34 protein-coding genes are annotated in these 22,665 nt (G+C 61.7%); 33 read left to right on the top strand and 1 reads right to left on the bottom strand.

What is annotated here, in order from left to right; translation table 11 throughout:
* Positions 1-10 precede the first annotated feature (10 nt).
* The 33 genes from rpsL (at position 11) to BUA26_RS02915 (ending at position 20,945) form a co-directional block, all read left to right on the top strand.
* Positions 11-385, top strand: a complete 375-nt coding sequence (rpsL, locus tag BUA26_RS03075) for a 30S ribosomal protein S12 (protein WP_056386848.1) — start codon at positions 11-13, stop codon at positions 383-385.
* Between the two features lie 12 nt (positions 386-397).
* A complete protein-coding gene (gene rpsG / locus BUA26_RS03070) occupies positions 398-865 on the top strand; it encodes a 30S ribosomal protein S7 (protein ID WP_072757771.1) in 468 nt (155 codons plus the stop codon).
* Between the two features lie 181 nt (positions 866-1,046).
* Positions 1,047-3,164 carry an elongation factor G gene (gene fusA / locus BUA26_RS03065; RefSeq protein ID WP_072757769.1) on the top strand — a complete coding sequence of 706 codons (2,118 nt, stop codon included), beginning with the start codon at positions 1,047-1,049 and terminating at the stop codon, positions 3,162-3,164.
* 49 nt (positions 3,165-3,213) lie between these two features.
* Entirely contained in the window at positions 3,214-4,404 is a 1,191-nt protein-coding gene (tuf, locus tag BUA26_RS03060; protein ID WP_072757748.1) for an elongation factor Tu, read from the top strand.
* A 440-nt stretch (positions 4,405-4,844) separates the two neighbouring features.
* Positions 4,845-5,156, top strand: coding sequence for a 30S ribosomal protein S10 (rpsJ, locus tag BUA26_RS03055; protein WP_007082173.1), 312 nt, complete (start codon positions 4,845-4,847; stop codon positions 5,154-5,156).
* A gap of 20 nt (positions 5,157-5,176) precedes the next feature.
* A complete protein-coding gene (gene rplC / locus BUA26_RS03050) occupies positions 5,177-5,818 on the top strand; it encodes a 50S ribosomal protein L3 (protein ID WP_072757746.1) in 642 nt (213 codons plus the stop codon).
* A gap of 11 nt (positions 5,819-5,829) precedes the next feature.
* Positions 5,830-6,432: a 50S ribosomal protein L4 gene (gene rplD / locus BUA26_RS03045; protein WP_072757744.1), complete on the top strand. Its 603-nt coding sequence runs from the start codon at positions 5,830-5,832 to the stop codon at positions 6,430-6,432.
* Positions 6,429-6,722, top strand: a complete 294-nt coding sequence (rplW, locus tag BUA26_RS03040) for a 50S ribosomal protein L23 (RefSeq protein WP_007082176.1) — start codon at positions 6,429-6,431, stop codon at positions 6,720-6,722. Before rplD ends, rplW begins: the two co-directional genes overlap by 4 nt.
* Before the next feature lie 17 nt (positions 6,723-6,739).
* Positions 6,740-7,564 (top strand): 50S ribosomal protein L2, encoded by an 825-nt coding sequence (gene rplB, locus BUA26_RS03035; protein ID WP_007808200.1) that lies wholly within the window; start codon positions 6,740-6,742, stop codon positions 7,562-7,564.
* A gap of 12 nt (positions 7,565-7,576) precedes the next feature.
* A complete protein-coding gene (gene rpsS / locus BUA26_RS03030; protein WP_056386835.1) occupies positions 7,577-7,849 on the top strand; it encodes a 30S ribosomal protein S19 in 273 nt (90 codons plus the stop codon).
* Positions 7,849-8,184 carry a 50S ribosomal protein L22 gene (rplV, locus tag BUA26_RS03025; protein WP_072757742.1) on the top strand — a complete coding sequence of 112 codons (336 nt, stop codon included), beginning with the start codon at positions 7,849-7,851 and terminating at the stop codon, positions 8,182-8,184. Before rpsS ends, rplV begins: the two co-directional genes overlap by 1 nt.
* A gap of 15 nt (positions 8,185-8,199) precedes the next feature.
* On the top strand, positions 8,200-8,952 hold the full coding sequence (gene rpsC / locus BUA26_RS03020) for a 30S ribosomal protein S3 (protein ID WP_072757741.1): 753 nt from the start codon (positions 8,200-8,202) through the stop codon (positions 8,950-8,952).
* Positions 8,953-8,963: 11 nt separating this feature from the next.
* Positions 8,964-9,377: a 50S ribosomal protein L16 gene (gene rplP, locus BUA26_RS03015; protein ID WP_072757738.1), complete on the top strand. Its 414-nt coding sequence runs from the start codon at positions 8,964-8,966 to the stop codon at positions 9,375-9,377.
* The gene (rpmC, locus tag BUA26_RS03010) at positions 9,377-9,562 is read left to right on the top strand and encodes a 50S ribosomal protein L29 (RefSeq protein WP_007082182.1); all 186 of its coding nucleotides are present in this window, start codon (positions 9,377-9,379) and stop codon (positions 9,560-9,562) included. Before rplP ends, rpmC begins: the two co-directional genes overlap by 1 nt.
* A 12-nt stretch (positions 9,563-9,574) precedes the next feature.
* Entirely contained in the window at positions 9,575-9,850 is a 276-nt protein-coding gene (rpsQ, locus tag BUA26_RS03005; RefSeq protein WP_072757736.1) for a 30S ribosomal protein S17, read from the top strand.
* A 14-nt stretch (positions 9,851-9,864) separates the two neighbouring features.
* Positions 9,865-10,233 (top strand): 50S ribosomal protein L14, encoded by a 369-nt coding sequence (gene rplN / locus BUA26_RS03000; RefSeq protein WP_007513359.1) that lies wholly within the window; start codon positions 9,865-9,867, stop codon positions 10,231-10,233.
* Between the two features lie 14 nt (positions 10,234-10,247).
* Positions 10,248-10,562, top strand: a complete 315-nt coding sequence (rplX, locus tag BUA26_RS02995) for a 50S ribosomal protein L24 (protein WP_056386827.1) — start codon at positions 10,248-10,250, stop codon at positions 10,560-10,562.
* A gap of 8 nt (positions 10,563-10,570) precedes the next feature.
* Positions 10,571-11,113 (top strand): 50S ribosomal protein L5, encoded by a 543-nt coding sequence (rplE, locus tag BUA26_RS02990; RefSeq protein ID WP_178368567.1) that lies wholly within the window; start codon positions 10,571-10,573, stop codon positions 11,111-11,113.
* A 14-nt stretch (positions 11,114-11,127) separates the two neighbouring features.
* On the top strand, positions 11,128-11,433 hold the full coding sequence (gene rpsN / locus BUA26_RS02985; RefSeq protein WP_072757732.1) for a 30S ribosomal protein S14: 306 nt from the start codon (positions 11,128-11,130) through the stop codon (positions 11,431-11,433).
* 224 nt (positions 11,434-11,657) lie between these two features.
* Positions 11,658-12,053, top strand: coding sequence for a 30S ribosomal protein S8 (gene rpsH, locus BUA26_RS02980; RefSeq protein WP_072757730.1), 396 nt, complete (start codon positions 11,658-11,660; stop codon positions 12,051-12,053).
* An 11-nt stretch (positions 12,054-12,064) separates the two neighbouring features.
* Entirely contained in the window at positions 12,065-12,592 is a 528-nt protein-coding gene (rplF, locus tag BUA26_RS02975; RefSeq protein ID WP_072757728.1) for a 50S ribosomal protein L6, read from the top strand.
* 91 nt (positions 12,593-12,683) lie between these two features.
* Positions 12,684-13,037, top strand: a complete 354-nt coding sequence (gene rplR, locus BUA26_RS02970; RefSeq protein ID WP_072757726.1) for a 50S ribosomal protein L18 — start codon at positions 12,684-12,686, stop codon at positions 13,035-13,037.
* A 109-nt stretch (positions 13,038-13,146) separates the two neighbouring features.
* Positions 13,147-13,656: a 30S ribosomal protein S5 gene (rpsE, locus tag BUA26_RS02965; RefSeq protein ID WP_072759978.1), complete on the top strand. Its 510-nt coding sequence runs from the start codon at positions 13,147-13,149 to the stop codon at positions 13,654-13,656.
* Positions 13,649-13,849 (top strand): 50S ribosomal protein L30, encoded by a 201-nt coding sequence (rpmD, locus tag BUA26_RS02960; protein ID WP_068095376.1) that lies wholly within the window; start codon positions 13,649-13,651, stop codon positions 13,847-13,849. Before rpsE ends, rpmD begins: the two co-directional genes overlap by 8 nt.
* Before the next feature lie 5 nt (positions 13,850-13,854).
* Complete coding sequence (gene rplO, locus BUA26_RS02955) at positions 13,855-14,286, top strand: 50S ribosomal protein L15 (RefSeq protein WP_072757724.1); 432 nt, start codon at positions 13,855-13,857, stop codon at positions 14,284-14,286.
* Positions 14,287-14,292: 6 nt separating this feature from the next.
* Positions 14,293-15,606, top strand: a complete 1,314-nt coding sequence (gene secY, locus BUA26_RS02950; RefSeq protein WP_072759977.1) for a preprotein translocase subunit SecY — start codon at positions 14,293-14,295, stop codon at positions 15,604-15,606.
* Positions 15,607-15,732: 126 nt separating this feature from the next.
* Positions 15,733-16,089, top strand: a complete 357-nt coding sequence (rpsM, locus tag BUA26_RS02945) for a 30S ribosomal protein S13 (RefSeq protein ID WP_072757722.1) — start codon at positions 15,733-15,735, stop codon at positions 16,087-16,089.
* Between the two features lie 84 nt (positions 16,090-16,173).
* Positions 16,174-16,560: a 30S ribosomal protein S11 gene (gene rpsK / locus BUA26_RS02940; RefSeq protein ID WP_007513384.1), complete on the top strand. Its 387-nt coding sequence runs from the start codon at positions 16,174-16,176 to the stop codon at positions 16,558-16,560.
* A gap of 11 nt (positions 16,561-16,571) precedes the next feature.
* Positions 16,572-17,198 (top strand): 30S ribosomal protein S4, encoded by a 627-nt coding sequence (gene rpsD / locus BUA26_RS02935; protein ID WP_072757720.1) that lies wholly within the window; start codon positions 16,572-16,574, stop codon positions 17,196-17,198.
* Positions 17,199-17,213: 15 nt separating this feature from the next.
* Positions 17,214-18,212: a DNA-directed RNA polymerase subunit alpha gene (rpoA, locus tag BUA26_RS02930; RefSeq protein ID WP_056714883.1), complete on the top strand. Its 999-nt coding sequence runs from the start codon at positions 17,214-17,216 to the stop codon at positions 18,210-18,212.
* Between the two features lie 253 nt (positions 18,213-18,465).
* The gene (rplQ, locus tag BUA26_RS02925) at positions 18,466-18,849 is read left to right on the top strand and encodes a 50S ribosomal protein L17 (protein WP_072757718.1); all 384 of its coding nucleotides are present in this window, start codon (positions 18,466-18,468) and stop codon (positions 18,847-18,849) included.
* Between the two features lie 186 nt (positions 18,850-19,035).
* Complete coding sequence (locus tag BUA26_RS02920) at positions 19,036-19,539, top strand: disulfide bond formation protein B (protein WP_072757716.1); 504 nt, start codon at positions 19,036-19,038, stop codon at positions 19,537-19,539.
* A gap of 29 nt (positions 19,540-19,568) precedes the next feature.
* Positions 19,569-20,945: a class II 3-deoxy-7-phosphoheptulonate synthase gene (locus BUA26_RS02915; protein ID WP_072759975.1), complete on the top strand. Its 1,377-nt coding sequence runs from the start codon at positions 19,569-19,571 to the stop codon at positions 20,943-20,945.
* Between the two features lie 11 nt (positions 20,946-20,956).
* Here BUA26_RS02915 and BUA26_RS02910 read toward each other — a convergent pair whose 3' ends face one another.
* Positions 20,957-22,576 carry an amidase gene (locus BUA26_RS02910; protein ID WP_143154159.1) on the bottom strand — a complete coding sequence of 540 codons (1,620 nt, stop codon included), beginning with the start codon at positions 22,574-22,576 and terminating at the stop codon, positions 20,957-20,959.
* Positions 22,577-22,665 lie beyond the last annotated feature (89 nt).

Here is a 22,665-nt window from a genome sequence, read left to right as displayed (position 1 = left end):
ACAGCTTCGCATGACGACAGTCAACCAATTGGTGCGCAAATCCCGCAGCCCCAAGACCTACAAGAGTGGGTCGCCGGCACTGCAGAGCAGCCCGCAGCGTCGTGGTGTCTGCACGCGCGTTTATACGACCACCCCGAAAAAGCCGAACTCGGCGTTGCGCAAGGTTGCCAAGGTGCGCCTGACCAACGGTTTCGAGATCATCAGCTATATCGGCGGTGAAGGTCACAACCTGCAGGAGCACTCGGTGGTGCTGATCCGCGGCGGTCGCGTCAAGGATCTGCCCGGTGTGCGTTACCACACAGTGCGCGGCAGCCTCGATTGCGCTGGTGTCACCAAGCGTCGTCAATCGCGCTCGAAGTACGGCGCCAAGCGCCCGAAGAAGTAAAGGACTCGAAACATGTCGCGTAAAGGTTCACATCCCGCCCGTCTGATTCTGCCGGATCCCAAGCATGGCAGTCAGCTGATTGCCCGCTTCATCAACATGGTGATGAAGAGCGGCAAGAAGTCCGTGGCCGAGAGCATCGTCTATGGTGCGCTGCAGCACATCGGTGAAAAGAATGCCGAGCCGGTGGCTCTGGTCGAGAAGGCGCTCAACAACATCGCTCCGGCGGTCGAAGTGAAGTCCCGCCGAGTCGGCGGCGCCACCTACCAGGTACCGGTCGAAGTTCGTCCGGGTCGCCGCATGGCGCTGGCCATGCGCTGGGTCATCGATGCTGCGCGCAAGCGTGGCGAGACGTCGATGCCGCGCAAGCTCGCAGCCGAACTGCTTGAAGCTTCGGAAAGCCGCGGCGGCGCGGCCAAGAAGCGTGAAGAGACGCATCGCATGGCGGAAGCCAACAAGGCCTTCTCGCACTACCGCTGGTAATGGTGTTGCCGTCCTCCGGGACGGCAAAGGACAAGCCCGCCGTCCAAGGCGGGTTCTTGAGGTTCAAGCCGTTGTCCCTGGCGGCAAGAACGATCCGGCACTCATGCCGGACTTTTCATTAGAAGCGCGGCCCGGACGGCTGTTTTGAAGCAGGGCAGGTAGCCCGACACAGGTATATATCATGGCACGCACCACTCCAATCGACCGCTACCGCAACTTCGGCATCATGGCTCACATCGATGCCGGCAAGACCACGACCACGGAGCGCATCCTGTTCTACACCGGCGTCAGTCACAAGATTGGCGAAGTGCATGACGGTGCGGCCACGATGGACTGGATGGAGCAGGAGCAGGAGCGCGGCATCACCATCACGTCGGCGGCAACGACGGCGTTCTGGAAGGGCATGGATGGCTCGATGGAGCAGCATCGCTTCAACATCATCGACACCCCCGGACACGTCGACTTCACCATCGAAGTCGAGCGCTCGTTGCGCGTGCTCGATGGCGCCGTATTCGTGTTGTGTGCGGTCGGTGGTGTGCAGCCGCAGTCCGAGACGGTGTGGCGCCAGGCCAACAAGTACAAGGTGCCGCGTCTGGCCTTCGTCAACAAGATGGACCGCACCGGCGCCAATTTCGACAAGGTGATTGCGCAGCTGAAGGCGCGCCTTGGCGCGCATCCGGTGCCGATGCAGGTGCCGATCGGTGCCGAGGACGGCTTCGAGGGCGTGGTCGATTTGCTCAAGATGAAGGCGATCATCTGGGACATGGAATCCCAGGGCATGAAGTTCGAGTACCGCGAGGTTCCGGCGGAGCTGGCCGACAAGGCTGCCGAGGCGCGCAGCTACATGGTCGAGTCCGCGGCCGAAGCCACCGAAGAGCTGATGACCAAGTATCTCGAAGGGGGTGACCTCACCGAGCAAGAGATCATCGCCGGTCTTCGTATGCGTACGCTCGCAAACGAAGTCATTCCGACCTATTGCGGTACGGCATTCAAGAACAAGGGCGTCCAGGCGATGCTCGACGCGGTGGTGCAGTTGCTGCCGTCGCCGTCCGACCGTCCGCCGGTCGCCGGTATCGACGAAGACGACAACGAAGCCACCCGCAAGGCTGACGATGCGGCGCCGTTCTCCGCGCTCGCGTTCAAGATCATGACCGACCCGTTCGTCGGTTCGCTGACGTTCTTCCGCGTCTATTCGGGCACGCTGAACTCCGGCGACGCCGTGTACAACCCGGTCAAGAGCAAGAAAGAGCGTATCGGCCGCATCCTGCAGATGCATGCGAACGAGCGTCAGGAACTGAAGGAAGTCCGTGCAGGCGATATCGCCGCCGCGGTCGGTCTGAAGGACGTGACGACCGGTGACACGCTGTGCGCGCAGGATCACATCATCACTCTGGAGCGCATGACGTTCCCGGAGCCGGTGATCTCAATGGCGGTCGAGCCGAAGACCAAGTCGGACCAGGAAAAGATGGGTGTCGCGCTGGGCCGTCTGGCGGCGGAAGATCCGTCGTTCCGTGTCCGCACGGACGAAGAGTCGGGCCAGACGATCATCTCGGGCATGGGCGAGCTTCACCTGGACATCCTGGTGGACCGCATGCGCCGCGAGTTCAACGTCGAGGCCAATGTCGGCAAGCCGCAGGTGGCTTACCGCGAAACGATCCGCTCGTCGGATGTCAAGTCGGATTACAAGCACGCCAAGCAGTCCGGCGGCAAGGGTCAGTACGGTCACGTCGTGATCGAGCTGTCCCCGATGACCGAGGCCGATCGTGCCGATCCGAACGTGAAGAATGATTTCCTCTTCATCAACGACATCACCGGTGGCGTGATCCCGAAGGAATTCATCCCGTCGGTGGAGAAAGGCCTGCGCGAGACCATTACCAGCGGTCCGCTGGCCGGCTTCCCGGTCGTCGGCGTGAAAGTGAAGCTCGTGTTCGGTTCCTACCACGACGTCGATTCGTCCGAAATGGCGTTCAAGCTCGCCGCGTCGATGGCGTTCAAGCAGGGCTTCGCGAAGGCGTCGCCGGTACTGCTCGAGCCGATCATGAAGATCGAAGTAGTGACCCCGGAAGAGTACGTCGGTGATGTCATGGGCGATCTGAGCCGCCGTCGTGGCCTGCTCCAGGGTCAGGACGACACGCCGTCGGGCAAGACCATCGATGCGATGGTGCCGCTCGGCGAGATGTTCGGTTACGCGACGACCATTCGTTCGCTGACCCAGGGCCGCGCCACCTTCACGATGGAATTCGACCACTACGCCGAAGCGCCGAACAACGTTGCCGAGCAGGTCATAAAGAAGGCCTGATAAGGCCGACTTTCCAACATATACCGTTCTTTTCTAGAGGTTCAGAGTCATGGCAAAGGGTAAATTCGAACGCACCAAGCCGCACGTCAACGTCGGCACGATTGGTCACGTGGATCACGGCAAGACGACGCTGACGGCAGCGCTGACGAAGGTCGGTGCGGAACGTTTTGGTGGCGAGTTCAAGGATTACAGCGCGATCGACGCAGCGCCGGAAGAGAAGGCGCGCGGCATCACGATCTCGACCGCCCACGTGGAATACGAGTCGCCGCTGCGCCATTACGCGCACGTGGACTGCCCGGGGCATGCGGATTATGTGAAGAACATGATCACGGGTGCGGCGCAGATGGACGGCGCGATCCTGGTGTGCTCGGCGGCGGACGGCCCGATGCCGCAGACGCGTGAACACATCCTGCTGAGCCGTCAGGTCGGCGTGCCGTACATCATCGTGTTCCTGAACAAGGCGGACATGGTGGACGACGCGGAGCTGCTCGAGCTGGTCGAGATGGAAGTGCGCGAGCTGCTGTCGAAGTACGACTTCCCGGGCGACGACACGCCGATCATCCACGGTTCGGCGCTGAAGGCGCTGGAAGGTGATCAGAGCGAAATCGGCGTGCCGGCGATCATCAAGCTGGTGGACGCGCTGGACAGCTACATTCCGGAGCCGGTGCGCACGATCGACAAGCCGTTCCTGATGCCGGTGGAAGACGTGTTCTCGATCTCGGGCCGTGGCACAGTGGTGACCGGTCGTATCGAGCGCGGCATCATCAAGGTGGGCGACGAAATCGAAGTGGTCGGCATCCGCGACACGCAGAAGACCACGGTCACCGGCGTGGAAATGTTCCGCAAGCTGCTGGATCAGGGTCAGGCGGGCGACAACGCCGGTCTGCTGCTGCGCGGCCTGAAGCGCGACGACGTGGAGCGTGGCCAGGTGCTGGCCAAGCCGGGCACGATCACCCCGCATACGGACTTCGAGGCTGAGGTGTATGTATTGTCGAAGGACGAGGGTGGCCGTCATACGCCGTTCTTCAAGGGTTACCGTCCGCAGTTCTACTTCCGCACGACCGACGTGACGGGCGCTTGCCAGTTGCCGGACGGCGTGGAGATGGTGATGCCGGGCGACAACGTGAAGATGGTGGTGAGCCTGATCCACCCGATCGCGATGGACGAAGGCCTGCGCTTCGCGATTCGCGAAGGCGGCCGTACCGTCGGCGCCGGTGTGGTGGCCAAGGTCATCAAGTAAGACGCTGTACTTGCGCAGGGTCGCCGATGGCGACCCTGCGCTGCCAGGTTTCAGGCCTGCGATGCCGGGTAAGCCATCCGTTGCATGAATTTTTCGCCGGATCGCTTCACTAAGCAGATTTTTGCAGGTATACTTGGCAGCTTGCTTATCGACCGAGGCTTGTTCTCGCTCGATCTACCGCGAAATGAGGCATTGGAAGTGCTTCGAGTTCGCCGGCCAGGATGGCCATCGCAAGTCAATGTCGTCGCGGGGTCCGCCCTGTTGATCATGTTGCTTGCGCGATGCAGTTTCTGTCCAAGCGAGCCATGTGCTCGCTTGGTCTTTTCGAATTGGGGCTGTGCGGTTTTTACGCGGCTGCCGATGTGGTGCTAAAGGGTTGTGCGAAGCGGTGAGAAGCCGTTTCGTTTCACATTACGTTCTTTCGACAACAGGACACGGTTATGGCGAACCAGAAGATTCGGATTCGGCTGAAAGCGTACGATCATCGTCTGATCGATCGTTCAGCCAGCGAGATCGTCGAGACGGCTAAGCGCACGGGTGCCACGGTACTCGGCCCGATTCCGCTCCCGACCAAGATCGAGCGTTACACCATTCTGACGTCGCCGCACGTCGACAAGGATGCACGCGACCAGTACGAGACCCGTACGCACAAGCGTGTGCTCGACATCGTCGACCCGAACGACAAAACCGTGGACGCGCTCATGAAGCTTGATCTCGCCGCTGGCGTCGATGTTCAGATCAAGCTCGGTTGAGCGACAGACAGGATACGAAGATGAGTATCGGATTGGTTGGCCGCAAATGCGGCATGAGCCGACTCTTCACTGAAGATGGCCGCTCGATTCCGGTGACGCTGATTGAAGCGACGCCGAACCGCGTGACCCAGTTGAAGACGGACGATAACGATGGCTACAGCGCCGTCCAGGTTTCGGCGGGCAGCAAACGCGCGAACCTGCTGACGCAGCCGCTGAAGGGTCATTACGCAAAAGCCAAGGTTGAGCCGGGTCGTGGCTTATGGGAATTCCGTGTGTCTGCCGAAGATCTCGGCAAGTACACCGTGGGCGGCGAGATCAAGGCTGACGACGTGTTCACCGTCGGCCAGATGGTCGATGTTGCTGGCGTGTCGAAGGGCAAGGGTTTCCAGGGCACGATCAAGCGCTGGCACTTCAAGATGGGTGACGCTACCCACGGTAACTCGCTGTCGCATCGCGCGCCGGGTTCCATCGGTCAGCGCCAGACCCCGGGCCGCGTGTTTCCGGGCAAGAAGATGTCCGGTCACATGGGTGCAGTGAATCGCACGCAGCAGGGTCTGGAAGTGGTCAAGGTGGACGCCGAGCGTCATCTGATCGCGGTGAAGGGTGCGGTACCGGGTGCAACCGGTGGCGACGTCATCATCCGCCCGACGACGAAGAGCTGAGGAGAGACGCCATGGAACTCAATGTTATTGGCGCCAAGTCACTCAATGTGTCGGACGAAGTGTTCGGCGGTGAGTACAAGAAGGCCCTGGTTCACCAGGTCGTGATCGCCTATCAGGCGGCCGGCCGTGCAGGCACCCAGTCGCAGCTGTCGCGCGGCGAGATGTCCGGCACCACCAAGAAATTCAAGAAGCAGAAGGGCGGCGGCGCCCGTCACGGTGATTACCGTGCGCCGATCTTTGTCGGTGGTGGTCGCACCTTTGCAGCCAAGCCGCGCAGTTACGAGCAGAAGGTCAACCGCAAAGCCTACCGTGTCGCGATCCGCTCGATTTTCTCCGAGCTGGTTCGTCAGGGTCGTCTGAAAGTCGTCGAGAGCTTTGGCGTCGAGACGCCGAAGACCTCCGCGATGGTGGCCAAGCTGGCCGAGTTGGAAGTGTCCGGTCGCGTGCTGCTGGTGTCGGAGGATGCTTCCGAGTCGGTATTCCTGGCCGCACGCAACATTCCTTATATCCACGTGCTGGATGTGATGGGCCTGAATCCGGTCAGCCTGGTCGGTTCCGACCACGTGGTGGTCACGGTTGACGCGGTGAAGAAGATCGAGGAGTGGCTGGCATGAACAACGAACGCATTCTCGATACGCTGCGCGCGCCGCATATTTCCGAGAAATCGGCGCGTCTGGCCGAGCACAATCAGTACGTATTCGTGGTCGCCCCTGCGGCAACCAAGGCCGATGTCCGCGCTGCCGTGGAAAAGCTGTTCGACGTCAAGGTCGAGCAGGTGAACCTCGTCAACACCAAGGGCAAGGTCAAGTCCTTCCGTTTTCGTGCTGGCAGCCGCCAGGGCAAGCGTAAGGCCTACGTGCGTCTTGCCGATGGCCAGACCATCGACGTGTCCGCCAAGGCCTGAGCCAGGAGTTCTGTGAGATGGCACTAATCAACCACAAGCCGACCTCGCCGGGCCGTCGTGACGCAGTCAGCGTCAAGACGGAAGGTCTGTACAAGGGCGCGCCGTACGCGGCGTTGACCGAGTCGCAGTCCCGCACCGGTGGTCGCAATCATCATGGCCGCATCACCGTGCGTCATCGCGGCGGCGGTCACAAGCAGCATTACCGCATCATCGACTTCAAGCGTGACAAGGAAGGCATCGCCGCCCGCGTCGAGCGCATCGAGTACGATCCGAACCGCACCGCACATATCGCGTTGCTGTGTTACGCCGATGGCGAGCGTCGTTACATCATCGCGCCGAAGGGCGTGCAGGTGGACGATCGCCTGGTGTCCGGCCGTGATGCGCCGATCAAGGCCGGCAACTGCCTGCAGCTGCGCAACATCCCGATGGGCAGCACGATCCATTGCATCGAGCTGCGTCCGGGCAAGGGTGCCCAGATCGCACGCAGCGCCGGCGCTTCGGTGCAGCTGGTGGCACGCGAGTCCGGTTACGCCACGCTGCGTCTGCGCTCCGGCGAGATGCGCCGCGTTTCGGTCGACTGTCGCGCCACCATCGGCGAAGTCGGCAACGGCGAGCACAGCCTCAAGAAGCTGGGCAAGGCCGGTGCGAAGCGCTGGCTGGGCATTCGTCCGACCGTTCGCGGTGTGGTGATGAACCCGGTCGACCATCCGCACGGTGGTGGTGAAGGCAAGACTTCAGGTGGTCGTCATCCGGTCAGCCCGTGGGGCACGCCGGCCAAGGGCTACAAGACCCGTAACAACAAGCGCACGCAGCAGTTCATCGTGCGTCGTCGTACCAAGTAACAGGAAGCCGACATGCCTCGCTCTTTGAAGAAAGGTCCGTTCGTCGACCTTCACCTCGTAAAGAAGGTGGAAGCTGCGGTTTCCGCCCACAACAAGCGTCCGATCAAGACCTGGTCGCGCCGCTCGATGATCCTGCCGGAAATGGTTGGCTTGACCATCGCTATCCACAATGGCCGTCAGCACGTACCCGTACTGATCAACGAGAACATGGTCGGGCACAAGCTCGGCGAGTTCGCGGTGACCCGTACGTTCAAGGGCCATGTCGGCGACAAGAAGGGCAAGTGATGAGCACTGAAGCCAAAGCGATCCTGCGTGGCGCCCGCATTTCGGCGCAAAAGGCACGCCTGGTGGCTGACCTCGTCCGCGGGCTTCCCGTCGGCCGGGCCAGCGACGTGCTCACCTTTACCAACAAGAAAGCCGCGCTCCTTGTCCGCAAGGTGCTGCTGTCGGCCGTCGCCAACGCTGAGAACAATCTCGGCGCCGACGTCGACGAGCTGAAAGTGGCCAGCATCTTCGTTGATGAAGGTCCGGCGATGAAACGCATGCACGCCCGCGCCAAAGGCCGCGGTTCGCGCATTCTCAAGCGCACCAGCCACATCACTGTGGTTGTTGGTAACTGACCGAGGATATAGACGATGGGTCATAAAGTTCATCCCACCGGTATCCGCCTCGGCATTGCCAAGGACTGGAACTCGAAGTGGTTCGCCAACAAGCGTGATTACGCAAAGTATCTCGTGGCCGACATCAAGGTCCGCGACATGCTGAAGAAGAAGCTGGCTGCTGCCGGCATCTCGAAAATCCAGATCGAGCGTCCGGCCAAGACCGCACGCGTGACGATCCACACGGCCCGCCCGGGCGTGGTGATCGGCAAGAAGGGTGAGGATATCGAGAAGCTGCGCAAGGAAGTCAGCGACATGATGGGCGTTCCGACGCACATCAACGTCAATGAAGTGCGCAAGCCCGAACTCGATGCGCAGCTGGTGGCCGAGTCCATCGCGCAGCAGCTCGAGCGCCGCATCATGTTCCGTCGTGCGATGAAGCGCTCGGTCGGCAATGCGATGCGTCTGGGAGCGCTGGGCATCAAGATCAACGTGTCCGGTCGTCTGAACGGTGCCGAGATCGCTCGTTCCGAGTGGAGCCGTGAAGGTCGGGTGCCGCTGCATACGCTGCGCGCCGACATCGACTACGGCTTTGCCGAGGCGAATACCACCTACGGCATCATCGGCATCAAGGTGTGGGTCTACAAGGGTGAGATTTTCGACCTGGCAGCGGCATCCCAGGAGTCGAAGGACGAACCGTCGCAGCCGCGCCGCGAAGGTGGCGAAGGTCGTCGTAACGATTCGCGTCGCGAGGCCGGTGACGGCCGCCGCGAGCGGTCTGCGAAGTAAGGAGAGTTGCCATGTTGCAACCGAAGCGAACCAAATACCGCAAGCAGTTCAAGGGCCGTAATGACGGCTTGGCCCAGTGCTCCAACCTCGTCAGCTTTGGCGAGTTTGGCCTGAAGGCCATCACGCATGGCTCGCTCACCGCGCGCCAGATCGAAGCGGCTCGCCGCTGCATCACCCGCTACGTCAAGCGCGGTGGCAAGCTATGGATCCGCGTGTTCCCGGACAAGCCGATCACCAAGAAGCCGATCGAAGTCCGCATGGGTGCCGGCAAGGGCAGTGTGGAGTTCTGGGTCGCCCAGATCCAGCCCGGCCGCATGCTTTACGAGATCGAGGGCCTCGACGAGGTCACGGCACGTGAGGCGTTCCGTCTGGCGGCAGCGAAGCTGTCGGTGCAGACCCAGTTCGTGACCAGGGCGGTGATGTGATGGCCAGCAAAGATATCAATAACCAGTCGGCCGACGAGTTGAAGCAGCACCTGCTGGACCTGCGCAAGGAGCAGTTCAATCTGCGCATGCAAAAAGGGTCCGGCCAGCTCACTCAGCCGCACCAGCTTCGCCGCGTTCGGCGTGACATCGCCCGCACGAAGTTTGTGCTCGGCGGCAAGAAGTAAGGGACGGCCGACATGAGCGACATCCAGGTTCAAGCAGAAAAGAAGCAGGCGCGTACCCTCGAGGGTCGCGTTACCAGCAACAAGATGGACAAGACGGTCACCGTACTGGTCGAGCGTCAGGTTCAGCATTGGCTGCTCGGCAAGATCATCCGCCGTTCGACCAAGCTGCACGCGCAGGACGACCTCGGTGCGAATGAGGGCGACCTCGTGCGTATCGCCGAATGCCGTCCGTTGTCCAAGACCAAACATCACCGCGTGGTTGAAATCATCACGCGCGCCAACGTCTAAGGGAGGGTGCAGCCATGATCCAGATGCAGAGCACGCTTTCCGCAGCGGACAACAGCGGCGCGAAGGAATTGATGTGCATCAAGGTGCTCGGCGGCTCCAAGCGCCGTTACGCCGCGATCGGTGACGTCATCAAGGTCACCGTGAAGGATGCGATTCCCCGCGGCAAGGTAAAGAAGGGTGAGGTGTACAATGCCGTGGTGGTGCGTACCGCCAAGGGTGTACGTCGTCCCGATGGTTCGCTGATCCGTTTCGACGGCAATGCAGCGGTCCTCCTCAACAACAAGCTCGAGCCGATCGGCACCCGTATTTTCGGACCGGTTACCCGCGAGCTGCGCAGCGAGAAGTTCATGAAGATCGTCTCGCTCGCGCCCGAAGTGCTCTGAGCGGAGATCACAAAATGAACCGTATCCGTAAGGGTGATCAGGTCCTCGTGATCACCGGCAAAAACAAGGGTCAACGCGGCGATGTGCTGCGTGTTGCAGACGATCGCGTGTTCGTCTCCAACGTGAATCTGGTCAAGCGTCACACCAAGCCGAACCCGCAGGCCAACCAGGCTGGCGGTATCGTCGAGCGTGAAGCCTCGATCCATCTCTCCAATGTGCAGCTGTTCAACCCCGCCACGAACAAGGGTGAACGCGTCGGCACCAAAACGCTCGAAGATGGGCGCAAGGTCCGCGTGTTCCGTTCGACTGGCGAGGTCGTGGACGCGTAAGGAACACGATCATGACGCGCCTTGAAACATTTTATAAAGACCAGGTAGTGGCCAAGCTCACCGAGCAGTTCGGCTACCAGAACGTGATGCAGGTTCCCCGCATCACCAAGATCACGCTGAACATGGGCGTGGGCGAAGCTGCGGGCAACAAGAAAGTGCTCGAGAACGCCGTGGCCGATATGGCCAAGATCGCGGGCCAGAAGCCGATCACGACCAAGGCGCGCGTTTCCGTGGCCTCGTTCAAGATCCGCGACGGTTGGCCGATCGGCTGCAAGGTCACCTTGCGCCGGGCGCAGATGTTCGAGTTTCTCGATCGTCTGATCAACATCTCGCTGCCGCGCGTCCGCGATTTCCGCGGTGTGTCAGCAAAAGCGTTCGACGGTCGTGGCAACTACAACTTCGGCATCAAGGAACAGATCATCTTCCCGGAGATCGATTTCGACCAGGTTGATGCGCTGCGTGGCATGGATATCTCCATCACCACCACCGCCAAGACCGATGAAGAAGCGAAAGCCCTGCTGGCAGCGTTCAGCTTCCCGTTCCGCAACTGATAGGCGCGTAATCCATGGCCAAGACATCAATGGTGAACCGCGATATCAAGCGGACCAAACTCGTCGAGAAGTTCGCCGCCAAGCGCGCTGGACTGAAGGCGATCGTGCTGAGCCCCACCGCCTCCTACGAGGAGAAGATGGAGGCACAGACCAAGCTGCAGAAACTGCCGCGCGATGCCAGCCCGGTGCGTCAGCGCACCCGCTGCGCCTTGACCGGCCGCCCGCGTGCCGTCTACGCAAAGTTCGGCCTCGGCCGCAACAAGCTGCGTGAAGCGACCATGCGTGGTGATGTACCTGGCCTGCGCAAGGCCAGCTGGTAATAAACGACTTGCAGGGTCGGTCGACAGGGCCAAGGCTCCAAGACCGACTCACCCGGCTGCACTGTTGCGCAGCCGCTGATGCGACTACCGCATCGAGATTCGCTAAAATTTGGAAATGCTGATATAGTCGGCGGTCTGCGCAAAGCAGGCCGGCTTTATGTCGGCTCACAATCTGATTGATTTCCGGTTTTATCGGATATCGGTGCACTCTGAAGGATGTTTTCATGAGCATGACTGATCCCATCGCCGATCTGTTCACGCGCGTCCGCAATGCCCAGGCCATGGGCAAGCCGACCGTGCGTATGCCGTCGTCGAAACTGAAGTTGGCAATTGCCAACCTTCTCAAGAACGAGGGCTACATCCTCGACGCCAAGACTTCCGCCGAGGAAGGCAAGCCGGTGCTCGAGCTCAAGCTCAAGTATTTCGAAGGCCAGCCGGCCATCGAGACCATCTCCCGTGTCAGCCGTTCCGGCCTGCGTGTGTATCGCGGCAAGGACGAGCTGCCGAAGGTCCTTGGTGGCCTGGGTATCTCGATCATCTCGACTTCCGCCGGTCTGTTGACCGATGCGCAGGCCCGTGCCAAGGGTCTGGGCGGCGAAGTCATCGGCCAAGTGGCATAAGGAGTCTTTCGATGTCACGTGTTGCCAAGAAACCCATTTCCCTGCCCAAGGGCGTCGAGCTGACTGTCGGTACCGACAACATCTCCGTCAAGGGTCCCAAGGGCACGCTGTCGGTGCACCACCTGCCGGGCGTCACCGTCGCCGTCGACAATGGTGTCGCCACCATTAGTCTCGCCGAAGGCGTCGACGACAAGTTCGGCGGCACCGCTCGCGCGCTGCTGGCCAACATGGTCACCGGAGTTTCCACGGGTTACGAGCGCAAGCTCGAGCTGGTGGGCGTCGGTTACCGCGTCTCCATGCAGGGCAAGTCGCTGAACCTGAGCCTGGGCTTTTCCCACCCGGTGGTGTTCGATGCGCCGGAAGGCATCAGCATCGAAACCCCGACGCAGACCGAGGTCCTGATCAAGGGCAACGACAAGCAGGCTGTGGGCCAGGTAGCTGCCAAGATTCGTGGCTTCCGCCCGCCGGAGCCCTACAAGGGCAAGGGTGTGCGTTATGCCGGTGAGAAGATCACGCTGAAGGAAGCCAAGAAGGCCTAATGCGGGTCCCTCCACGGAAGACTGGCCATTCCATGACCAGACTCTTCAAGAGAGCCCTGATACAAGCCGATCCGCTTTCGAGGAATTAACGATGAACAAGAACGAAAATCGCCTGCGCCGTGCCAAGTCCACGCGTTGCCATATCCGCAAGCTGGCTGTGGCCCGCCTGTCGGTGCACCGCACCGGTCAACACATCTATGCACAGGTGTTCGACGCTTCCGGCGTGAACGTGGTGGCTGCGGCTTCCACTGTGCAGAAGTCGGTTGCCGAAGGTCTCAAGGGCACCAAGAACCTGACCGCTGCTGCTGCGGTGGGGAAGGCGGTCGCCGAACGTGCGATGGCTGCGGGTATCGAGTCGGTGGCATTCGACCGCTCCGGCTTTCGTTTCCATGGCCGCATCAAGGCGCTGGCCGACGCGGCGCGCGAAGCGGGCCTCAAGTTCTAAAAGCACTACCCGGAAATCAGGCTGTGCTTGATGTCCTCTGTGTCACCTACAACTCCAAGCGGCTCAGCCGCAAGCAAAGTCCCGGTTCGCCGGGCACATGGAAAAGAACATGTCTTCTACCGATCGCGAAAATTCCGACGGCCTGCTGGAAAAGTTGATTGCCGTCAACCGTGTGGCCAAGACCGTCAAGGGCGGCCGCCAGATGAGCTTCACCGCACTGACCGTGGTCGGTGACGGCGAGGGCAAGGTCGGCTTCGGCTATGGCAAGGCGCGTGAAGTGCCGGTTGCCATCTCCAAGGCGATGGAGCGTGCCCGCCGTCAGATGGTGAACATCGAATTGAATAACGGCACCTTGTGGTATGCCATCAAGGCCAACCACGGTGCGGCTCGCGTCTACATGCAGCCGGCTTCCGAAGGTACCGGCGTGATCGCCGGTGGCGCCATGCGCGCGGTGCTGGAAGTGGTCGGTGTCAAGAACGTGCTGGCCAAGGCCGTCGGTTCGCGCAACCCGATCAACCTGGTGCGCGCCACCATCAAGGGTCTGCAGGCAGTTGCCTCGCCCAAGAAGATCGCCGCCAAGCGTGGCAAGACCCTGGATGAGGTGCTCGGTAATGGCTAAGTCTCAACAAACCGCCGACAAGACCGTGCGCGTGCGCCTGGTCAAGGGCCTGCGCGGCGTACAGGCACGTCATCGCCTCAGCGTCAAGGCGCTGGGTCTGGGCAAGATCAACGACGTCCGTGAACTGAAGGACAGCCCGCAGGTTCGTGGCCTGATCAACACGGTCTATTACCTGGTCCGGGTCGAGGAGTAAGCATCATGCGTTTGAATGACATTCAGCCGGCCGCCGGTTCGCACAAGACGCGTCTGCGCGTCGCTCGCGGTATCGGTTCGGGCATGGGCAAGACCGCCGGTCGCGGCCACAAGGGTCAGCATGCCCGTGCGGGTGGCACCCACAAGTACGGTTTCGAGGGCGGCCAGATGCCGCTGCAGCGCCGGTTGCCGAAGGTCGGTTTCCGTTCGAAGACGAAGGTCGAGAGTCAGGAAGTATTCCTGTACCAGCTGGCCAACCTCAAGGTTGACGTGATCGACACCGTCGTGCTGCATCAGGCTGGCCTGATCAACAGCCGTGCGAAGAAGGTCAAGGTGGTTCTGAAGGGTGAAATCGGTCGCGCGGTGAAGTTGTCGGGTCTGCTGGCTACCGCCGGCGCCAAGGCAGCCATCGAAGCGGCCGGCGGCAGCGTGGAGTAATTGACGGTGGCAGCAGCCAAGGGCAATGCACTCGGCAAGCTGACGGAGCTTCGTCAGCGCATCTTCTTCGTGATCGGTGCGCTGGTGGTGTTCCGGCTCGGTTCGTTCATTCCGGTTCCGGGCGTCAATCCGGAAGCGATGACCAGCCTGGTCAACGGCAATGGCCTGATGGACATGTTCAACATGTTCTCGGGTGGCGCATTGGCGCGGTTCTCGGTGTTTGCGCTCGGCGTGATCCCGTACATCTCGGCGTCGATCGTGTTCCAGATGATGGGCTCGGTGATACCGAGTCTGCAGGGCCTGCGCAAGGAAGGCGAGGCCGGCAAGCGCAAGATGACGATGTATACGCGGTACGCCACGGTGGGCTTGGCGGCGTTCCAGTCGTTCGGAATCGCGGTGGCGTTGCAGAATCAGGTTGCCGCCGGTGGCGCGCCAGTGGTCTACACGCCCGGTTTCGGTTTCATCATGTCATCCGTGGTCGGACTTACCGCCGGCACGATGTTCCTGATGTGGCTGGGCGAGCAGATGACGGAGCGCGGTATCGGCAACGGTATTTCGCTGCTGATCTTCGCGGGCATCGTCGCGGGTCTCCCGGGTGCGGTAGTGCATACCCTGGGCATGGCAGGCAACGGTGAGTTGTCTCTGATCAAGCTGCTGATGGTGCTTGGTTTGGTGCTGCTCACCACTGCCTTCGTGGTGTTCATGGAGCGCGCCCAGCGACGCATCACGGTGAATTACGCACGGCGTTCCGGTGGGCAGAAGGCCTACATGAACCAGAGCTCGAGTTTGCCGCTGAAGATCAATATGTCGGGTGTGATCCCGCCGATCTTCGCCTCCAGCCTGCTGATGTTCCCGGCTACCGCGATCAGCTGGTTCAGCACGGGTCAACAGTCGCGCTGGTTGCAGGATCTGACCCAGTCGCTGAGCCCGGGCAATCCGCTGTACGAAATTGTGTTTTCGGTGTTGGTGATCGTTTTCGCGTTCTTCTACACGGCGATCGTGTTCAACGCCGACGAGACCGCCGACAACCTCAAACGGTCGGGTGCGTTGATTCCGGGGATTCGTCCGGGGCGGGCCACGTCAAGTTACATTGATTCGGTGATGACTCGTCTGACCGGTGTCGGTGCGTTGTATCTGGTGCTGGTGTGTCTGGTGCCGTCGTTCATGCAGCAGTCCTGGCATGTCCCGTTCTACTTCGGTGGCACGTCGCTGCTGATCGTGGTGGTGGTGGTGATGGATTTCACGGCTCAGGTGCAGGCGCATCTGGTCAGTCACCAGTACGAAAGTCTGCTCAAGAAGGCCAATCTGCGTCGCAGCTGAGGCTGCGGACGGGTGGTCAAAGTCGGGGAGTGGCGACACCGCGGTGTCGCAGGGCTTTCCAGTTAGGGTAATTCAGGTTAGAATTGCGCGTTTACCGCGCACGAAACGCATCGGAGAAAGTACATCATGGCGCGCATCGCGGGTGTCAATTTGCCGGTCCAGAAGCATGTCTGGGTTGGTCTGCAGAGCATTTACGGTATCGGCCGCAGCCGGGCCAAGAAGGTCTGCGTGGATGCTGGTGTGGTTCCCACCACCCAGATCAAGTCCCTCAGTGAAGGCGAGGTGGAGAAAATCCGCCACGAGATCGGCAAGTACATTGTCGAAGGCGATCTTCGCCGCGAGGTCGGTATGGCCATCAAGCGCCTGATGGATCTGGGTTGCTATCGTGGCCTGCGCCATCGTCGCGGCCTGCCTGTGCGCGGCCAGCGCACGCGTACCAACGCACGTACCCGCAAGGGTCCCCGTCGCGCGATCAAGAAGTGATTGCACTAGTGCGATCTTCCCTGATCGCGAAGATCAAAAAGCGGCCGTCCGTGGCCGCACTGATTAACAAAGAGCCTCTAAACCATGGCTAAGCCGGTCAAGACCAAGAAGAAGATCAAGCGCGTTGTCACGGATGCCGTGGCGCACGTGCAGGCCTCCTTCAACAACACCATCGTCACCATCACCGATCGCCAGGGCAATGCCTTGTCGTGGGCTACCGCCGGCGGCGCCGGTTTCCGTGGCTCGCGCAAGTCGACCCCGTTCGCTGCCCAGGTTGCCGCCGAAAAGGCTGGCCGTGCTGCAGGCGACTACGGCGTGAAGACGGTGGAAGTACGCATCAAGGGCCCCGGCCCGGGCCGCGAGTCGGCGGTGCGTTCACTGAACGCGTTGGGCTACAAGGTGCTCAACATCATCGACGTCACGCCGATTCCGCATAACGGCTGCCGTCCCCCCAAGAAGCGTCGAGTCTAAGGAGCATACCCATGGCCCGTTATCGTGGAGCTACCTGCAAACTCGCCCGTCGTGAGGGTGCAGATCTCAGCCTGAAGAGCCCGGCGCGTGCGCTGGACTCCAAGTGCAAGCTGGAAAACAAGCCCGGCCAGCATGGCGCGAACAAGCGCATGCGCATGTCCGACTATGCCGTGCAGCTGCGTGAGAAACAGAAGGTCAAGCGCATCTATGGTGTGCTCGAGCGTCAGTTCAGCAACTACTACGCCAAGGCGTCGACGATCAAGGGCAACACCGGTGAAAACCTGTTGCGCCTGCTCGAAAGCCGTCTGGACAACGTCGTCTATCGCATGGGCTTCGCGGTCACCCGCGCCCAGGCTCGCCAGCTGGTAGCCCACAAGGCGATCCTGGTGAATGGGAAGAAGGTGAACATTCCTTCGTACCAGGTTCGCGCCGGCGACGCGATTGCGTTGACCGAGCGGGCCCGCGCCCAGTTGCGCGTACAGGAAGCGGCGACCATTTTCGACACCATGGACCTTCGTCCGGTCTGGGTCGAAGTCGACGCCAAGAAATTTGAAGGTACGTTCAAGTCGGTGCCGGATCGCGGTGACCTGCCGTCCGACATCAATGAAGCATTGATCGTCGAGCTTTACTCGAAGTAATTACCGGAGCTCTGCATGGCAGTTTCGTCAACTAGTGTGCTGCGGCCTCGGGGCCTCAGCGTCGAACAGCTCGGAGCCAACCGCGCCAAGGTGGTGGTCGAGCCGCTCGAGCGTGGCTTCGGCCATACCCTGGGCAACGCGCTGCGTCGCGTACTGCTCTCCTCGATCCCTGGCAGTGCCATCGTCGAGGTTGAAATCGATGGCGTGCTGCACGAATACACCACTCTGGAAGGCCTGCAGGAGGACGTCATTGAAGTCCTGCTCAACCTCAAGGACGTGGCGATCCGTCAGCATACGGGTGATGAAGTCACCCTGACCCTGTCCAAGAAGGGCAAGGGCGTGGTCACGGCCGGCGACATCGTCGTCGACCACTCGGTGGAAATCATCAACCCCGAGCACGTGATCTGCCACCTGACCAAGGACATCGCGCTCAACATGCGTCTGAAGGTGCGTCGCGGCGTCGGCTACCAGCCGGCCAGCACGCGCCAGCATCCGGATGACGAGGCGCGTCCGATCGGTCGCCTGCAGCTCGATGCGTCGTTTGCGCCGGTGTTGCGGGTGGCTTACGAAGTGGACGCCGCTCGTGTCGAGCAGCGCACCAACCTCGACAAGTTGGTTCTCGATATCGAGACCAATGGAACGATTGGCGCGGAAGACGCGGTTCGCAAGGCCGCCGAGATCATCAACGACCAGCTGTCGGTGTTCGGCGATTTCTCGCGTCGCGAGAGCGCCACCGACAAGGCGGAGAAGAGCGGTTTCGACCCGCTGCTGCTGCGTCCGATCGACGATCTCGAGCTCACCGTGCGTTCGGCGAACTGCCTGAAGGCAGAGAGCATCTACTACATCGGCGATCTGGTACAGAAGACCGAAGTCGAGCTGCTCAAGACGCCGAACCTGGGCAAGAAGTCGCTGACCGAGATCAAGGATGTACTGGGCGGGCGTGGTCTCGCGCTCGGCATGAAGCTCGAAAACTGGCCGCCGCCGGGTCTGTCGCACGGGATGCAGCTGGGTTGATGAGGTATTTTTGCGAACGAATGTTCGTGCGATCGTCCTTGATCGCTGTGTAGCTAGATGCGGTCAGGGTGTGCGTAGCGCCCTGACTGTGCACCAGAAGCGGTCATCCATGGCCGCACTCCTCACAAGAGCGTTTGCTCCGATGGGGTTTTCAAGACAGAGCCTCGGATTCAACAAGGCCATATAAGCGGGTAACCGCGGGAAGCCGGACACAGGTGCCGGCTTTTCATAACAACAGATAGAGAATTTTGCCATGCGCCACCAAAAATCAGGACGCAAACTCAACCGTACCAGCAGCCACCGCGAAGCGATGTTTCGCAACATGGCCTCGTCGCTGGTGAAGCATGAGCTGATCCGTACCACCTTGCCCAAGGCGAAGGAACTTCGCCGCGTGGCCGAGCCGCTGATTACGCTGGCCAAGGTCGACGGCGTCGCGAATCGCCGCCTTGCGTTCTCGCGCATGCGCGACAAGGAAGCGGTCGGCAAGCTGTTCGTCGAGCTGGGTCCGCGTTACCGCGAGCGTGCCGGCGGCTACCTGCGCATCCTCAAGTGCGGCTTCCGTCCGGGCGACAATGCGCCGATGGCGTACGTCGAACTGGTCGGTCGCCCGCAGGTCGAGGCTGTCGACGCCGAATAAGCCGGACGGGCATTGCCTGATCGGATGGGCGTTCAGACGTCCATATACAGAAACCCGGCCGGGCAACCCGCCGGGTTTCTGCTTTCTGGAGTGGGCAAATCGCGAATTTCCGCTGAATTTCGCCGCGCTGCTGACAGCGCGGCGGCGAACAGGTAATGTCGTTGTTCCGCAACGCAGCAAAGTGCCATGAATCCATTCCGCTGGTCGTACCGTGTCAGCTTCATCGTCGGTTTTCTGATCTGCGCCGGCCTGCTCGGGTTCGCGCTCTTTACAGAAAAATACTGGCACCTGTTCCCCTGTCCGCTGTGTATTTTCCAGCGGATCGGTTTCATCGTGATGGGCCTGTTTTTCCTGCTTGGCGCGCTGCATGCGCCGCGCGGCGGCACACGTTGGGCTTATACCGGCGGCGTGCTGCTGGGAGCGCTCTTCGGCATCGCCGTAGCAGCCCGCCATCTGTGGATTCAGTCGCTGCCGGCTGACCAGATTCCGTCCTGTGGGCCGCCGCTGGACTACATGTTCAACGCGTTCCCCTTCGCCAGGGTGCTGCAACTGGTATTCACCGGCTCCGGCGAATGCGCCAAGGTCGAGCCGATCCTGGGCCTGCCGATGCCGGCCTGGACCCTGCTGTGGTTCATCGCGCTGGCCGTACTGGCAGTCATCGCCACGCGCCGGCGAAGCTCTCTGAAATGAATGCTCCTACTGTGATCAAGGCCGTATCGATGAATGCCGGTTTGCCCGATGCTTCCGTTCCCAGCCACTGGGCGCCCGATTCATGGCAGCAGCGCCAGGCGCTGCAGCAGCCGCAGTATGACGATGCGCTCGAGTTGGCGGCGGCCGGTGCCCAGTTGTCCAGGCTGCCCCCGCTGGTGACGTCGTGGGAAGTGCTCGCGCTGAAGCAGTCGCTGGCCGAGGCGCAGGAGGGTCGGCGTTTCCTGCTGCAAGGCGGCGATTGTGCGGAAAGCTTCGCCGATTGCACCAGCCCGATCATCTCCAACCGGCTGAAAGTGCTGCTGCAGATGAGCCTGGTGCTGGTGCATGGGCTGAAGAAGCCGGTGCTGCGGGTGGGCCGTTTTGCCGGTCAGTACGCGAAGCCGCGCTCGACCGATCTGGAAATTCGTGACGGAGTGAGTCTGCCCAGTTTCCGCGGCGATCTGGTCAATAGCCCGGAATTCACTGCCGCCGCGCGCAGGCCCGATCCGCAGCGGATGATCCAGGCGCATGCGCATTCGGCGCTGACCATGAACTTCGTGCGTGCGCTGATCGACGGCGGCTTCGCCGATCTGCATCACCCGGAGTACTGGGATCTGGCCTGGGTCGAACATTCGCCGCTGGCCGCCGAATACCGGCAAATGGTCGCAGGCATCGGCGACTCGCTGCGCTTCATGGAGACGCTGGCTGGCCCGATTGCCGGGTTCTCCCGGGTGGATTTTTTCACCTCGCACGAGGCCTTGTTGCTGCACTACGAGCAGGCGCTGACCCGGCAGGTGCCCCGCAATCCCGGCTTCTTCAATCTCTCAACGCACTTTCCGTGGATCGGCATGCGCACGGCCGCACTCGATGGTGCGCATGTGGAATATTTCCGCGGCATCCGCAATCCGATTGCGGTGAAGGTCGGCCCCACGGTGACCCCGGCGCAGCTGTTGCCGCTGATCGATGCACTGAACCCGGATGACGAGCCAGGTCGACTGACCCTGATCCATCGCATGGGCAATGCGCAGATCGCCACAGCGTTGCCAGCGCTGCTGGAGGCGGTGAAGCGCGAAGGGCGTCGCGTGCTATGGGTGGCCGATCCGATGCACGGCAATACCGAGAGCACCTCGAACGGTTACAAGACCCGCCGCTTCGACAACATCAGCGGCGAGCTGGATAAGGCGTTCGACATTCATGCGGCGCACGGCACCCGGTTGGGTGGCGTGCACCTGGAGCTGACCGGCGAAGACGTCACCGAATGCATGGGCGGTGCGCGCGATCTGTCCGAGACCGATCTCGATCGTGCCTACAAGTCGATGGTCGACCCACGCCTCAACTACGAGCAGTCGCTGGAACTGGCCATGCTGATCGTGCGCAAATCGGTTGGCGGCAACGCCGGTACCTGAGCGATCTGCCGCTACGGCAGCTTCAATGCTGCGACGGGCTTGCCGCCGACCGTGTCGAGAAACTGCGGCGGCTGCCACGCCTTGGCATGTTGCTCGAAGCCGTAGGCGATCGAGATCAGCGTGGGCTCGCTCCATTTCGCGCCGAACAGCACGATGCCGACCGGCAGACCGTGCGCGAACCCGGCCGGTACGGCGATCGACGGATAGCCCGCGACGGCAGCCGGCTGCGAGGCGCCGCCCACCGTGGGGTCGCCGCTGACGATATGGTCGCCGAGCACCAGATCGGTCATGAAGGCCGGCCCCCATGACGGCGACAGCAACGCATCCAGATGCTGTGACTGCAACGCGGCGTCGATGCCTTGCGGGCCGGACAGCAGCTTCGCCTTCGCCAGCGCATCCGTATAGGCCTTGTCGCTGAGCGGGCCTTTCTTGGCAGCCCGCTCGAACAGCTCCTGGCCGAACCACGTCAGCTCTTCGCTGGCATGGGCCTGGTTGAAGGCGATCAGGTCCGCCAGTGTCTTCGTCTTCAGACCGGTGCGGGTGGCCAGATACGCATCGATGTCGTGCTTGAAGTCGTACAACATCACGGTCAGTTCCGGATCGCCGAGCTCGGCCAGGTGTGGCAGGTTGACCGGATCGATGATGACGGCGCCTTGCGCTTTCATCAGCGCGATCGCCTGTTCGAGTACGCGATCGGCGTTCGGCTCGGCACCGGCGAGCTGGCGCACTACGCCGATGCGCTTGCCCTTCAAGCCATTCGGATCGAGGAAGCGGCTGTAGTCGGTGGCGTGATGGTCGGCTTCGGCGGTGGCCGGATCACGCGGATCGCTGCCGGCGATCGCAGTGAGCAACGCGGCGGCGTCGGCCACGCTGCGTGCCATCGGACCGGCGGTGTCCTGGCTGTGGCTGATCGGCACGATCCCGCTGCGGCTGACCAGGCCCAACGTGGGCTTGATGCCGACGATGCCGTTCATCGAGGCGGGGCAGATGATCGAACCGTCGGTCTCGCTGCCGATCGCCACCGTGACCAGACCGGCCGCCACGGCTGCCGCGGAACCGGCGCTGGAGCCGCAGGGATTGCGGTCGAGCGCATACGGATTGAGTGTCTGTCCGCCACGTCCGCTCCAGCCGCTGCTGGCGTGATTGGATCGGAAGTTGGCCCACTCGCTGAGATTGGTCTTGCCGAGAATCAGCGCGCCGGTCTTGCGCAACCGCTCGACCAGCCCGGCGTCATGCGCTGCCGGCGCGTCGGCCAGCGCCAGCGAACCGGCGGTGGTGAGCATGCGGTCGCCGGTGTCGATATTGTCCTTGAGCAACACGGGGATGCCGTACAGCGGGCTGCGCGCCTTGCGGCCACTGCGCGCATTGTCGAGCTTGCCGGCAAGCTGCAATGCGTCGGGATTCGTCTCGATCACGGCGCGCAGAGTGGGGCCGGAGCGGTCGATCTGTTGGATGCGTTGGAGAAACTGGCCGGCCAGCTGCCGGCTGTCCAGTGTGCCGGCATCCATGCGCTGCTGCAGTTGCGCGATCGACGCATAAGCGGAGATGGGCGGCACTGCATCGGCGGCGATGGCCGGGACCGCGAGCAATGCGGTGACGAGTGCGGCAAGACAGACGGCTGGGCGGCACACGGTAACCCCCGGGTTCGACGAATGCGGCATGTTGTCGCGATGTCCCAGCTTAGCGCCATGCGTGGCCAATCGCTGCTGCTGCTCATGCC

The organism is Rhodanobacter sp. OK091 (assembly GCF_900142825.1).
GTDB lineage: Bacteria > Pseudomonadota > Gammaproteobacteria > Xanthomonadales > Rhodanobacteraceae > Rhodanobacter.
Note: the sequence above shows the minus strand (reverse complement) of the source record. Positions and strands in the feature narration are given on the sequence as shown.